This window comes from Collinsella aerofaciens (assembly GCF_015561195.1).
GTDB lineage: Bacteria > Actinomycetota > Coriobacteriia > Coriobacteriales > Coriobacteriaceae > Collinsella > Collinsella aerofaciens_AC.
The window spans coordinates 52776-65787 of the sequence record NZ_JADMSU010000008.1; the positions used below are offsets into that span (position 1 = coordinate 52776).

Here is a 13012-nt window from a genome sequence, read left to right on the forward strand (position 1 = left end):
GGATTTCCACGCTCGTGCGACTCAACGCCCTGCTACTGCCTCAGCACGCACGCGGCACGCCGGCAACTTTGAGCTTGCGATCGAGCTTTGCCGGATCCCTCAGATCATCCCAGCACAAGCGCACGATCTTGCAGTTATCAAGCAGCGAAAGCCTCGACTCGCGCTGGCGCTCGTCAAATTGCGCCTTTGCGAGCTTGCCCTCCTCCGCCGCCTTCTCGCTTTTAACGAATCCGTCGAACTCCCCAATAATCAACCGGTCACCCACGCGCCACAAATAGTCAACGCGATACGGCCTTCCCGGCTCGACCGGATCGAACAGCTCAACTTGCAGCTCCGGAACCTGCCAGCCGCGCTCGATCATCAGCGCCCGCGCCTTGGACTCGCCGCCGCTTTCCGACAGGCCGTCGGCACACCGTGCAACCCTGCGCGCCGTCACAACACCGCGGCGATTTAAGCCAAGCTTGTCGACTGCCTCAACGAGATGCTCCTTCGACAACAGCTGCTCATGGAGCGCCGAGTCCGCAATGATCAGCCCCTCGACAAACGACGCATCGACCAGGCAATCCGTAATCGTCTGATCGATATCGGTCACGGCAATATCCATCTGGCTGGCCCGTGTCCGATAAGCATACCGATGGCGAACGACCTGAGAGCCTGGCATCGTCGATTGCGCCGGCGCCACGGCAATATGGATGTGCGTCAAATTGGCATGCGAAACCGAAAGACCATAGATAACAGCCGCCGTATAGGAACAAAACGTCCAGTCGGGGTGCTTTTGCGCAAGCGCCCGCACCCGATGCAGATAACGTTGCCGAAACTTGAGCTCGAACCAGTATTCCGGACGCGCATACAACCCCGGCATGACCACCTCGAGACTTCCCGCCACCACCCGCCGCTCAATCTGCTTTGCCTCCGCCGTCGTGCGCGCGTACACGCAGCTCATCTGCTGCTCGCAAGCTTTAATGTGGCTTGTGAGTCTTTGATTCGCCGTCATGTTTGCCATGTCGCCTCCCAACTCTTGGAACGGCGCCAACGTACCAGACGGTTTCATGCGAAGTCTGACCAAATGCTGTCCAGCAGCTGACCAAATGCTTGACGGTTTTGGACGTTTTAGGTTAATGGCTTATATCTGCAGGTAGAACGGTTGTCGAGAGGTCCCTGTCTCCACATTTTGAGCCTCAAAAGCCGTCGATTTCATTGAAAGAAAATATGCCGTGGCTCAAAACTACCTAGTTTGTGACATGGTCCGTATGTACTCGACGCGTGATGGGGCCGCCGGTACGACGGCTGAAGAAATTGAGCGTGGAAAATTTCCCGTTTTGAGCCCGTTCCTCGGCCAAAAATGGGAGATTATCCACGCTCGTTTTCAAACGTCCGAAAATCCACGCTCGTGTGTCCGATTATCCACGCTCGTCGCGTAGCGGCCACGGTAACCGCCGCAGCCACAGCCACGACAGCAGCCTAGTGCTCCTCGCCAGCGCGGGCCAGGTCGTAGGGCGTGGTCTGGTAGACGTAGTAGTTGAGCCAGTTGGTGTAGAGCAGCTGGGCCTGGCTGCGCCAGACGTTGCGCGGCTCGGCGGTGGGATCGTCACCCGGGAAGTAATGCGCCGGCACCTCCGGATTGAGCCCGCGCTTCACGTCGCGCTCGTACTCCAGGCGCAATGTGTCGGTATCGTACTCGGGATGGCCAAAGACAAAGAAACGGCGGCTGTCGGTCGACTTGACGATGTACAGGCCCACCTCGTCGGACACGGCCACGACCTCAAGCTGCGGCTCGGCCTCCACGTCCTCGCGGCGCACATCGGTGTTGCGCGAATGCACGGCATAGAAGCGGTCGTCGAAGCCGCGGACCAGCGGGCTTTGCGGCTTCACCAGATAATGCTCGAACACGCCGCTCGCCTTTGCCGGCAGGTCGTACTTCTGAATGCCGTAATGATGGTACAGGCCGGCCTGTGCGCCCCAACAAATATGCAGCGTAGAGTGCACGTGCGTGGTGGACCAATCCATGATCTGGCAGAGCTCGGGCCAGTAGTCGACCTCCTCGAACGGCATCTGCTCCACCGGCGCGCCCGTGATGATCAGGCCGTCGTAGTGGATGTCGCGGATGTCGTCGAATGTGCGGTAAAACGTCTCCAGGTGGCCGGCGCTCACGTGCGTGGCCTCGTGCGTTTTGGTGCGCAGCAGGTCCACCTCCACCTGCAGCGGCGTGTTGGAGAGCTTGCGCATGATCTGTGTCTCGGTGGCGATTTTGGTGGGCATGAGGTTGAGGATGAGCACGCGCAGCGGACGGATGTCCTGGTGCAGCGCGCGGTACTCGGTCATGACAAAGATGTTCTCGCTCTCGAGCTGCGCGGCGGCAGGGAGGGCGTCGGGGATGCGAATGGGCATGGATGCTCCTTACGAGTCAGTTGCAGCTATGGTACAACGAGCGGCCCCATCCGCGCGAGCACATCGCCCAGCGATGCCGTCAGCGGCCCAAATCGCTCCAAAAGTAGAGATTAAGGCATGTCCCAAAAATCTACGGCGCTTTAGTCTGGCAAAGTGGCAGCAGGACGCTACAATGGTTCGACGCGAAAAAGTCGGCCGAAAGGATACGTATATGTACCAGACGCGTAAGATCGGTGTGGTCGGCCAGGGCCACGTAGGAGCACATGTCGCCAATAGCCTGCTCATGCAGGGCATTGCTGACGAACTATACCTGTGTGATATCAACGAGGCCAAGGTGACGTCCGAGGTCCAGGACCTGCGCGACTCCCTTTCGTTTGCCCCGTATAACACCAAGATCGTCAACTGCTACGACCACTACGAGGAGCTGGCCTGCTGCGACGTCATCGTCAACGCTGCTGGTAAGGTCGCGCTGGCTGCTGGCAACCGCGACGGCGAGCTGTTCTTTACCACCGACGCCGCCCGCACCTTTGCCAAGCGCATCGTCGACGCCGGCTTCGACGGCATCTTCGTAAGCATCTCCAACCCCTGCGACGTCGTGTGCACCGAGCTGTGGCACCTGACCGGCTACGATCCCAAAAAGATCATCGGCTCGGGCTGCGGTCTGGATTCCGCCCGCCTGCGCACCGAGATCTCCAAGAAGGTCGGCGTGAGCCCCAAGTCCATCGACGCCTACATGATCGGCGAGCACGGCTTTAGCCAGCTGGCCGCCTTTAAGGCCGCAACCGTCGCCGGCAAGAGCCTTAACGAGCTCCAGGCCGAGAACCCCGACAAGTACGCCTTTGACCACATGGAGGTCGAGGAGCTCGCGCGCAAGGGCGGCTATGTTACCTACCAGGGCAAGCAGTGCACCGAGTACGCCGTCGCCAACTCCGCCGCGCGCGTCTGCGCCGCCGTGCTGCACAACGAGCACGCCGTGCTTTCCGCCTCCACGCTCATAACCGGCCAGTATGGCGAGGAGGGCATCTTTACCTCCCTGCCGTGCGTGATCGGCGCCGAGGGCGTCGAGGAGGTCTACACGCTCGACCTGTCCGAGCACGAGCTCGAGGGCTTCCACAAGAGCTGCCAGCACATCCGCGACAACATCGCCCAGCTCGACTGGTGGGACGCCGAGGCATACGACGCGAAGTAGGCCGCCGGCTGCCGCAACCTTGCGAATCTAAGCGCGATACTAAGCGGGCCGCGCCGGAAATCCCCGGCGCGGCCCGCTTTTTACGCACGCTGTTCGCTTGCGAATCGAAGGTGAATACTTTTCCCGGTACCTAGTACTGCTCGATGCCCATGTAGCGACGAACCTCGGGGCTGTGGTCGAAGACCTTGCCGCGGGCGGCGCGCAGCTCGCAGCTCATGTTGTAGAAGAAGATCGGCTCCAGGTACGAACGCACGCTGGCAGGCACTTCACCCACGCCGTACTCGAGCGCATCGAGCACCATGACGGTATCGGTGTGCGTGTTGAGGAACGCAAGAGCGCGCTCCTCCATGGGGCGGCACTCGCCCGATCCGAGCTGCACAAAGTAGAACACGCCGGGCTCGGTGGCTTCGAACGGGCCGTGGAAGTACTCGCCGGAGTGGATGTAGCAGCAGTGCTGCCACTGCATCTCCATGAGCGAGCAAATCGCCATGGCATAGGTCTGGCTAAAGTTGGGACCGGAGCCCAGGATATAGAAGAACTTGTGCTGCTGGCAGAGCTCGGCAAAGCGGGCGCCCAGCTCGGCGTTGACCTTCTCACGGGCGGCGGGCAGCAGCGCATCCATCTGCTTGAGGCCCTCATACATGTCGGCGAGTGACTCGTAGCCTTCCTGCTGGTCGAGCAACTCGGCGGCGATCAGAGCGCCAATGCCCTGCGGCACCTCGGCCTGCGACACGCCCTCACCCCACGGATAGACCCAGGTAGTCCACTTGCCGTTGTCGATCTTTGAGCCCTCGCAGTCGGTAAGGGCAATGACCTCGGCACCGGCGGCCAGCGCCATCTCGCAGCCGTCGACGACCTCCTGCGTGTTGCCGCTGTGGCTGCAGGCGATGACGAGCGACTTCTCGCCAAGACTCTTGGGAGCCATCAGGCAAAACTCGCGTGCCGTGTAGACCGTCGAGGTAAACGTGGTGGCCTCACGCTTGAGCAGCTCGTTGGCCGGCATGAGATCGATCATCGAACCGCCGCAAGCGATCCAAAAGACGTTCTCGATCTTGCCCTTGCGCTCGATGATTTCCTGAACCAGATCATGTGCGTTCATCCTGATGTTCCTCCTTGTGGGGCGGCTTTGAGCGACGGCGGCTCGTACCTGCTGTCGTTCTATGTTGTCCTATTTATAACACGTGTAACAAAGCCCGTGAAGTCATCTCGGCAAATTTGTTCTATGTTGTTCTATCTGTGTATGTTAGATGTCGAAGACGTAGCGCGAGCCCACGATCTTTTGGCGGCCGAGCAGTAGAGGGCGCCCGCCGGCGTCGGTAAAGTAGGCCTCCATATAGAAGAGAGGCTCGCCGACCGGCACCTCCAGCAGCGGGGCCGCCTGAGTATCGGCAAGCGCAATCTCCACGGTGCAGGGGTCGGACTTGAGCGGCGCGCGACCCGAATGCTCGGCAACGAGCGCAAAGATTGAGTTATCGGTGAGGTCCTCGTCGGCCAGCGTCTGCAGGTAGGGATGGTCGGCGAGCACAAAGGCGTTGTTCTCGAGCATGACGGGGATGCCGTCGGCCGTGCGCACGCGCTCGACCACGATAAGCTCGCAGCCGGGCTCCACGCCAAAGAACGCCGCATCCTCGTGAGTCGCCGCGACCACCGTGCGCGACACCAGACGCGCACCCGGCACCATGTCGTTGGCAGCACAACCCTCAGTAAAGCTCTGGACGTCACCCTTCTGGCGAATCTTGCGCTTGAGCTTGGGGGCGCACACAAACGTGCCCCTCCCCTGCTGGCGGTTGAGATACCCCGCGCGCGACAGCTCCTCGATGGCACGGCGCACGGTGATGCGCCCCACGCCGTAGGACTTCGCGAGCTCCATCTCGGCAGGGATGCGCGAGCCGGCGGGGTACACGCCGCGCGCGATCTCGCCCTTTAGGTCGTCCATGACCTGCTGGTACAGCGGTACGGCGGACACGTCAGCGCGGCCGGTTTTATCGTCGAATGCCATCGTTACGCTCCATCCCGCGCATGCTCGGACTCAAATTCTTCAATCGACGCCATAAACTGCTCGCCAAAGGCGTCGGCCTTTTTCTCGCCAATGCCGTTGACCTGGATCAGCTCGGCACGCGTCTGAGGGCGCAGGCGGCACAGGCCGCGCAGGGCCTTGTCGGAGAAGACCATATACGGCGCCATCTCCAGCTCGGTCGAAATCTCCTTGCGCAGGGCGCGCAGACGCTCGAACAGCTCGGCATCGTCGCCCACGCGCGGGCGCTGATCCAGCTCGGCCTCCTCGCGCAGCAGATCCACCGCACGGCGGGCGCGTGCCGAGGCCTTGCGCTTGGACGCGCGACGCTTAACGGTAAAGGCGAACGCCTCGTCCTCGACCTCGCCGGCGCGCGGACCGAGCCCCACGACCGGGTACTGCCCCTGCGAGGTGGCCAGATAGCCACGGCCGCACAGCTGGCCGATGATGTCCTTGATGCGCCCGACCGATTCGCTCGACAGCTCACCGTAGCCGCAATCCTCGTCCAGATGCATCTGGCGAATGCGCTCGGTGTTGCCGCCGTGGAGCACGTCGGCGATGAGCGACTTGCCAAAGCGCATGGGGCGCGTGGCGACGTAGCGCACGGCGGCGCGGGCCATATCGGTGACGTCCTCGACCTCGAACTGCGTGAGGCAGTTGCTGCAGTTGCCGCAGCCCTCGGCGTCGTCCGTGGCGGCGCCGCCCGCAGCCGCATGCTCGGCTGCAGCCTCGTCGCCAAAGTAGCGCAGCATGTATTCGCGCAGACAGCCGGTGGTATTGCAGTAGCCCTCCATCTGGCTGAGCAGGCGATATCGATTTTGGAGCGCCCACGCGCGTTGCTCGTCGTCGAGCGCCTCGTCGGCCGCATCGCCGCGGTCGATCAAGAAGCGACGCATTCGAAAATCGTTTCCGTTCCACAGCAGGTGACAGCTGGCCGGATCGCCATCGCGGCCGGCGCGGCCCGCCTCTTGGTAGTATGCCTCGATGCTCTCGGGCACGTTGTTGTGGATCACGTAGCGCACGTTGGGCTTGTCGATGCCCATGCCAAAGGCGTTGGTGGCAACCATCACCTGAATATCGTCGTCGATAAAGGCGCGCTGGCTTTGGCGGCGGGCGTCATTACCCATGCCGGCATGGTAGCGGCCCACGCGAATGCCGCTGGGGCCCAGTGCCTCGGCAAGCTCCGCGGCCAGCGCGTCGACCGTCTTGCGGGTCGAGCAATACACGATGCCGCTCTCGCTCGAATGCGCGATCACGTAGTCGCGCACCCACGCGGTCTTGGCCTTGTCGCCCATCTCTTCGCAACCAAAGTAGAGGTTCTTGCGATCGAAGCCCGTCACCACGGTCGCCGGGTTTTGCAGGCCGAGCATTTGCTGGATATCGGCGCGTACACGCTCGGTCGCCGTGGCGGTAAAGGCCGCCACGATGGGGCGCCGCGGCAGCGAATCGATAAACTCGCGAATCTGCAGGTAGGCAGGACGGAAATCCTGGCCCCATTGGCTTACGCAGTGGGCCTCGTCAATGGCCACGAGTGGAACGCCGATGCCGCCTTTGGCCGCAGCTTCCTGCGCAAAGGCTAAAAAGCGCGGCTCGAGCAGACGCTCGGGTGCCACGTACATAAGCTGATAGCGGCCCTCGCGCGCCCGCTTGAGCACGGTGTTTTGCTGGGCCGGCGTAAGGCTGGAGTTGAGATAACTGGGGCGCGCACCCGCCGCGAGCAGTGCGCGGGTCTGGTCCTCCATAAGCGACAGCAACGGGCTCACCACAAAGGTGATGCCGGGCAGCATGAGCGCGGGCACCTGGTAGCAAATGGACTTGCCGGCGCCTGTGGGCATAACGCCGAGCGCATCGCGGCCGGCAAGAATCGCATCCACCATGCGGTCCTGCCCCGGGCGAAACGAGGTGTAGCCAAAATAGGCGCCGAGCGTGTCGAGCGCCATCTGCTGCATGCTATCGGTCATGGTTTCCTAACGTCAGAATCATCTGCCGCCGATTATACGCCGCCACGCGGACAGGCGTCGCCCGGCTCTCAGCCACGCTCATTCTGCGGGTAGTCATTGGGGACGTTCTTGAATGACTAGTCGTTTAAGAACGTCCCCAACGACTAGTCTCTTGACAAGCGCGGAAATCCCGCAGGTTGAGCAAAAGTCAGCGAAAACGCCCCTAAGCGAGCAAGGTGACGTGAAAGAGGAGGGAAGCGTACTTCGGTACGCGACCGACGATTGAACGTCAGATTGCCGCTTAGGGGCGTTTGCAGCGTCGACAGGTCCGTCGTTCGTCAGAACGGCGGAACCAGCCCGAACCAACCCTACATAACCATAACGTAGCGCGATCCCACGTAGTACTGCTTACCCATCAGGACCGGCTCGCCATTGGGACCGGTAAAGCTGGCACGCAGGTTGAGCAGGGGATCGTGCGGAGCAATACCCAACTCGGCCGCCTGCTCGGCATTGGCGCGAACGGCCTCGACCGTACGGTAGCCAACCGAGACAATCGGCGTTCCGCCAACACGCTCGACCTCGGCAAAAATCGACTTGTCCTCAAGATCGGCCGTCAACAGCTCACGGTAGGCGTCAAACGGCACAAAGATGTTCTCCTCAAAGATGGGCTCGCCGTCGGCTGTACGCACGCGCTTAATATGCAGCAGCAGCGCGTCCTTTTGCAGGCCAAAGAACTCCATCTCGTTTTGACGTGCCGGCACAATCTGGCGATCGACCACATGCGCGCCCGCCTTCATGCCATTATCGGCACACAGCGCGGTAAACGTCTGCAGCGTCGAAGCGTGGAACTGGCGGTTGATGTGCGGTGTGGAGACAAAGGTGCCACGGCCCTGCTGCTTAACCAGGTAGCCATCGGAGCACAGCTCCTCGACGGCGCGGCGCACCGTAATGCGGCTCACGTCGTACTGCTCGGCTAGCTCAAGCTCGGACGGAATACGCTCCTTGGGTGCATAAACACCTTTCTCGATCGCATCCTTGATTTCGTCGTAAATCTGCTGGTAAAGCGGTGCATTTTTGGGCGCAGGCATATCTGATCACTCTTATCGAAATATTGAAATAACTAATACGTATATAACGTCTAGTTTCATGTTACCTCATATTGATAAAACGATACACCCTCCCTACCAAAAAGCGACAGCTTCATTTTGGCAGGTTTTATCTGGGCAAACGAAAGTCCCTCGAAAGCAATGGGGCTTTCGTGGGGCTCATACGGAAGGGTTGCGCCGGGCCGGTAAAATGCCAAAACCCTACTTGCCGTCGTCCTGCTGCAGGCTGTCCTGCTCGCTGAGGCGCGCCTGCCTGCTGGCCATGCGTGCGGGCTTGTCGGGATCGGGAACGGCCGTGGGCATGGGCTCGTCGACATGACCTCCCCACCAGCCGCCCACAAAGTTGAGCGTGTGAAACACGTTGATCACGGCCCCGGGATCAATGTCGCACACCAGCTTGATAATGTCCTGACTCTCGTAGGTCGAAACAACGGTGTTCAGCAGGTACATCTTTTCGCGGCTGTATCCGCCGATGACCTCGGCGCAGCTAATGCCGTGCTGAAAATGGTCAACATAGGCGGTCATGACCTCATCTGCCTTGCGCGTCGTGATCTGCAGCGTCACGCGGTCGTAGCGACGATAGAAACTGTCGATGGTCTTGGTCGAAATAAACTGGAACACGATGGAGTACGCCGCCTTGTCCCAGCCAAACATAAAGCCAAAGATCGCCAGGATAAAGCAGTTGAAACCAAAGATGACGCCCCAGATGGTCTTGCCCGTGTGGTTGGAAACCCACAGCGCGATAAAGTCGGTGCCGCCGGTGGATGCGCCGGATTTAAGCGCGATGGCAGCGCCCAGACCCGAGACCACGCCGCCAAAAATGATGAGCATAATCTTGTCGCCCAAAAACGGGGCGAAGTGAAAGATGTTGAGGAACAGCGACGAGAGCACGACCTGCATCATCGAGAAGATGACAAAGCGCTTGCTAATGCCGCTCCAGCATAGGAGCGCCACGGGGATGTTGAGCGCGAGCATGCCGAGTGAGATGTCGATGTGGACGCCGCCCAGCGAGGTAACGCGATCGAGTAGGACCGCGACGCCGGTAAGACCGCTCGGAAGCAAGTCGGCGGGCTGAATGAACGCCTGGATCAGGAATGTCTGGAGAACGGCGGAAATGGTGACCGCCACGGCAGTAATAGCGCGGCGGACGATGGTGAGGCGGCCGAGTACGAGCACTCGGTCCGTGAGCTGATCGATGGCGTTCGCCACGCAGGCTCCTTTCGAAGGCAGATGTAGTTGTGGGGTATGTCCGCGATTGTAGCATGGAGCGTGCGGGGGCGCTTCAATTCACCCTCTCTCGACAACCAAAGCGGGACCAGCAACCCCACGACCAAAGGCCCAAATTACAAGTGAGTAGACTTTACGCGACCTGCAGAGCACACCCAAAACCGCCACCCCTGTGACCTGCGGTTTTACTAGAGCAGATGCGCTTTGTGCTCGTCCTGCACCAAAAAGTCTACTCACTTAGTCCGAATCGAAGCCAAACGGATCAAAATCGAAACCAAATTGAGCCAGTCCACCGCAAAAAACGTTTGAACCCGTGCTTCTCGCGGCGGATTGACACTACAAAGCGGCCAAAATGTCGGTCAGATTATCAATAACGGCATCGGCTCGCGATTGATCGAGGTTGACGCCCTCGTGCGGGCGCAGTGCCAGGACGCGGGCGCCGGAACGTTTGCCAGCCTCGATGCCCAAAGGCGAGTCCTCGATAACCAAGCACTCGGCGGGCTCCACCCCCAGCGCCTCCATGGCGCGCAGGTAGATCTCGGGATCGGGCTTAAACGCGCTGCACTCGTGGCCGCTGATGGTGTAGTCCAGCACGTCGGCGATGCCGGCAATCTCCACCAGCTCGTCGATCAGCTCGCGATAGGATGAGCTCGCGATGGCACACTTCACGCCGCGCTCGTGCAGCTCACGCATCACCGGCTCCGTCTGCTCGTTGAGTAGCTCGGCATACGGAACGGGATGAGCGGGGCAATATCTTTTTTTATATTCCGTGAGCAATTCCTCGCGTAACGTGAGATTGCCAGGAACTAGAGCTTCCCAGATTGCCGGTTCATTAGACCCCGAAAGATCTGGAATTCTATCGTACGTAATGCCATGCTCCTCCATAAACGCCACGCGGCGGCGGTTGTAGAACCACTCGGTATCGACCAGCACGCCGTCCATGTCGAACAGCACTGCCTTGATCATACGCATCTCCTCCCACCTGCCAAAAAGGGACAGGTTTATTTTGGTAGGTTTTATCTGGGATTTGCGACGCGACAGACACGCCCTCCCCAGAGCAAAAAAGGGGACGGGGCGCAAACCCCATCCCCTCTCAATCAACCCGTAAGGTCTACTTACTTGTGATTAGTAGGAAAGCTTCCACATGTAGCGACGCATGGTCAGCGGGTGCTGACGGGCCTCGGCGATCTGGTTGCCGTACTCGCGCATAACGGCGAGGTGCAGCAGCGGGTTGAAGTAGGTGACGACGCTCGCCGGCACGGCGTCGGCCAGGCCGTAGTCCTTGGAATCGATCAGAGCGACCTTGGCGCCCATGCGCTCAAGGAAGGTGAGGGCGCGGGCGTCCATCGGACGGGTAGCGCCATCGGACATGAAGAAGACGTAGGGCTTACCCTCGGTGGAAACCTCGAACGGGCCGTGGAAGTACTCGCCGGTGTTGTAGGCGGCGGCGTCGATCCACTGCATCTCGGTGAACAGGAAGGCGGCGTGAGAGTAAGCCATCTTCTCGGAGGCACCAGAGGCCATGAAGTAAATCATCTTGTCGTCCTTGAAGTCCTCAGCGAACTTCTTGGCGAGCTTCTTGCAGGACTGAGCAGCGTTCTCGCAGAGATCGAAGACGTTGGTGAGGCCGGTGATCATGTCGTCGTACTTGTCATAGCCCTCGGTCTGCTGAAGGATCTCGAGAGCAAGAGCGATGGCATAGCCGGGCTTCTCGCACTTGGCAGCGAAGTTGGCGTGGAAGCCGTGAACGATGACGTAGTCAGCGTCGACGGTCAGAGCGGAGCCAGCCTTGTTGGTGAGGGAGACGACCGGGCAGTTGTGCTTCTTGGCGGTCTTGTTGGCCTCGACGGTCTCGGGCGTGGAGCCACCGAGGGAGCAGGTGATCACGAAGGTGTGCTCGTTGACCCAGGAAGGCGTGTCGTAGTTGAACTCGTTAGCGGTGAAGATCTGAACGTTCAGCTTGTCCGTGTTGTTGGCCAGGAAGTACTTGGCGGGGTAAAGGTCGGACATGGAAGCACCGCAGCCGACGAAGGCGACGCTGTGGATCTCGTGGTTGGACAGGACGTCAGCGACGATCTGCTTAGGGAGGTTAAGGTCGATCTCGTACATCTGACACATTCCTTTCGATTTTTGCGGCGCCACATTGCCGAGCGCTCGCAGGGTTACCGTGGTTTGGACCGAGTCGCCGGCCCGTTGAGGATGTGTCAAAGGAACTGTCCCTTTGACACATTTAGGGATGGAAGCCTGCCTGGGGTATGGGATGTCAGGCAGGCTCCCCGGGGAAAGCGATTAGACGCTTGATCGCGACTAGGCCAGGATGCCGGCCGCGGAGAGGGCGATGCCGCCCACGATGGCGATCACGAGAAGCCAACCGGTGTTGACGTTCTTCTTGATGAGCCAGTACATAAGGCCGGTGAGGCCGAGGGAGATCATCTGGGGCATCATGCCATCCAGGATGTCCTGGATAACGACGGTGCCGTCAGCGAACTGCAGCGGGGTGGTGGCGCCGATCAGCGTGGCGATCATGCCGCCCACGGACATAAGACCCACGATGCCGCAGACATACATGAGCTTCTCCATGAGATCGCCGCCCTGAAGCTTGCTCAGGTACTCGTGGCCGCCCTGATAGCCCATCTTGGCTGCGAACCAAGTGATCAGCACAGAGGGGACGATGGAGATGAGCATGGCCAGGATCGGGCCCATGATGGAGCCCTGCTGAGCCAGCTGAACGCCCAGACCAAAGGCGATAACGCGGATGGTGCCCTGGAAGAAGGAGTCACCAATGCCGGAAAGCGGGCCCATGAGGGAGGTCTTGACCGCGTTGATCGAATCGGGATCGAAGTTCTCGGGATCCTTGGCGTACTCCTCCTCCATGGAGGCGGAGAGGCCCAGGATGAAAGCGCTCGTCTGCGGGGTGCAGTTGTAGAACGCCATGTGACGGTGGTAAGCCTCTTTCTTAGCAGCGAGCTGCTTGGGGTCGGACTCGTCCGGATAGAGGCGATCGAGCGTGGGAACCATGCCGTAGAGGAAGCCCATGTTCATCTGACGCTCGTAGTTCCAAGAGGCCTGGATGGCCCAGGAGCGCCAGAAGAACTGGCTGACCTTCTTGTTCAGGGACACGTCCTTGGTTGCGGTTGCCATAGTGTGT

The 13012-nt window shown here is 60.3% G+C and carries 11 protein-coding genes; 1 reads left to right on the forward strand and 10 read right to left on the reverse strand.

Going from position 1 to position 13012, the window contains the following annotated elements:
• Positions 1–40: 40 nt before the first annotated feature.
• Together I2H81_RS08180 and metA are read right to left on the reverse strand one after the other, a co-directional pair.
• Positions 41–1003 (reverse strand): hypothetical protein, encoded by a 963-nt coding sequence (locus tag I2H81_RS08180; protein ID WP_195645207.1) that lies wholly within the window; start codon positions 1001–1003, stop codon positions 41–43.
• A 458-nt stretch (positions 1004–1461) separates the two neighbouring features.
• Positions 1462–2388 (reverse strand): homoserine O-acetyltransferase MetA, encoded by a 927-nt coding sequence (gene metA / locus I2H81_RS08185; protein WP_195645208.1) that lies wholly within the window; start codon positions 2386–2388, stop codon positions 1462–1464.
• A 211-nt stretch (positions 2389–2599) separates the two neighbouring features.
• Here metA and I2H81_RS08190 point away from each other — a divergent pair, with 211 nt between their 5' ends.
• The gene (locus tag I2H81_RS08190; RefSeq protein ID WP_195645209.1) at positions 2600–3577 is read left to right on the forward strand and encodes an L-lactate dehydrogenase; all 978 of its coding nucleotides are present in this window, start codon (positions 2600–2602) and stop codon (positions 3575–3577) included.
• Between the two features lie 130 nt (positions 3578–3707).
• Here I2H81_RS08190 and I2H81_RS08195 read toward each other — a convergent pair whose 3' ends face one another.
• The 8 genes from I2H81_RS08195 to I2H81_RS08230 form a co-directional block, all read right to left on the reverse strand.
• A complete protein-coding gene (locus tag I2H81_RS08195; RefSeq protein ID WP_195645210.1) occupies positions 3708–4676 on the reverse strand; it encodes an SIS domain-containing protein in 969 nt (322 codons plus the stop codon).
• A 144-nt stretch (positions 4677–4820) separates the two neighbouring features.
• Positions 4821–5576, reverse strand: a complete 756-nt coding sequence (locus I2H81_RS08200; protein WP_195645211.1) for a GntR family transcriptional regulator — start codon at positions 5574–5576, stop codon at positions 4821–4823.
• Between the two features lie 2 nt (positions 5577–5578).
• Positions 5579–7552, reverse strand: a complete 1974-nt coding sequence (locus I2H81_RS08205) for a RecQ family ATP-dependent DNA helicase (protein WP_195645212.1) — start codon at positions 7550–7552, stop codon at positions 5579–5581.
• 347 nt (positions 7553–7899) lie between these two features.
• On the reverse strand, positions 7900–8619 hold the full coding sequence (locus I2H81_RS08210) for a GntR family transcriptional regulator (protein WP_195645213.1): 720 nt from the start codon (positions 8617–8619) through the stop codon (positions 7900–7902).
• Between the two features lie 219 nt (positions 8620–8838).
• Complete coding sequence (locus I2H81_RS08215) at positions 8839–9846, reverse strand: YitT family protein (RefSeq protein ID WP_195645214.1); 1008 nt, start codon at positions 9844–9846, stop codon at positions 8839–8841.
• A gap of 354 nt (positions 9847–10200) precedes the next feature.
• The gene (locus tag I2H81_RS08220) at positions 10201–10830 is read right to left on the reverse strand and encodes an HAD family hydrolase (protein WP_195645215.1); all 630 of its coding nucleotides are present in this window, start codon (positions 10828–10830) and stop codon (positions 10201–10203) included.
• Between the two features lie 159 nt (positions 10831–10989).
• A complete protein-coding gene (locus I2H81_RS08225) occupies positions 10990–11973 on the reverse strand; it encodes an SIS domain-containing protein (RefSeq protein ID WP_229025861.1) in 984 nt (327 codons plus the stop codon).
• 198 nt (positions 11974–12171) lie between these two features.
• Positions 12172–13005, reverse strand: a complete 834-nt coding sequence (locus I2H81_RS08230) for a PTS system mannose/fructose/sorbose family transporter subunit IID (RefSeq protein WP_195645216.1) — start codon at positions 13003–13005, stop codon at positions 12172–12174.
• Positions 13006–13012 lie beyond the last annotated feature (7 nt).

Excerpts from the sequence above, each read along its gene's own strand:
- I2H81_RS08225 (WP_229025861.1), bottom strand. The coding sequence starts at position 11,973 with ATGTACGAGATCGACCTTAACCTCCCTAAGCAGATCGTCGCTGACGTC.
- I2H81_RS08205 (WP_195645212.1), bottom strand. The coding sequence starts at position 7,552 with ATGACCGATAGCATGCAGCAGATGGCGCTCGACACGCTCGGCGCCTAT.
- I2H81_RS08180 (WP_195645207.1), bottom strand. The coding sequence starts at position 1,003 with ATGGCAAACATGACGGCGAATCAAAGACTCACAAGCCACATTAAAGCT.
- I2H81_RS08210 (WP_195645213.1), bottom strand. The coding sequence starts at position 8,619 with ATGCCTGCGCCCAAAAATGCACCGCTTTACCAGCAGATTTACGACGAA.
- I2H81_RS08220 (WP_195645215.1), bottom strand. The coding sequence starts at position 10,830 with ATGATCAAGGCAGTGCTGTTCGACATGGACGGCGTGCTGGTCGATACC.
- metA (WP_195645208.1), bottom strand. The coding sequence starts at position 2,388 with ATGCCCATTCGCATCCCCGACGCCCTCCCTGCCGCCGCGCAGCTCGAG.
- I2H81_RS08190 (WP_195645209.1), top strand. The coding sequence starts at position 2,600 with ATGTACCAGACGCGTAAGATCGGTGTGGTCGGCCAGGGCCACGTAGGA.
- I2H81_RS08230 (WP_195645216.1), bottom strand. The coding sequence starts at position 13,005 with ATGGCAACCGCAACCAAGGACGTGTCCCTGAACAAGAAGGTCAGCCAG.
- I2H81_RS08200 (WP_195645211.1), bottom strand. The coding sequence starts at position 5,576 with ATGGCATTCGACGATAAAACCGGCCGCGCTGACGTGTCCGCCGTACCG.
- I2H81_RS08195 (WP_195645210.1), bottom strand. The coding sequence starts at position 4,676 with ATGAACGCACATGATCTGGTTCAGGAAATCATCGAGCGCAAGGGCAAG.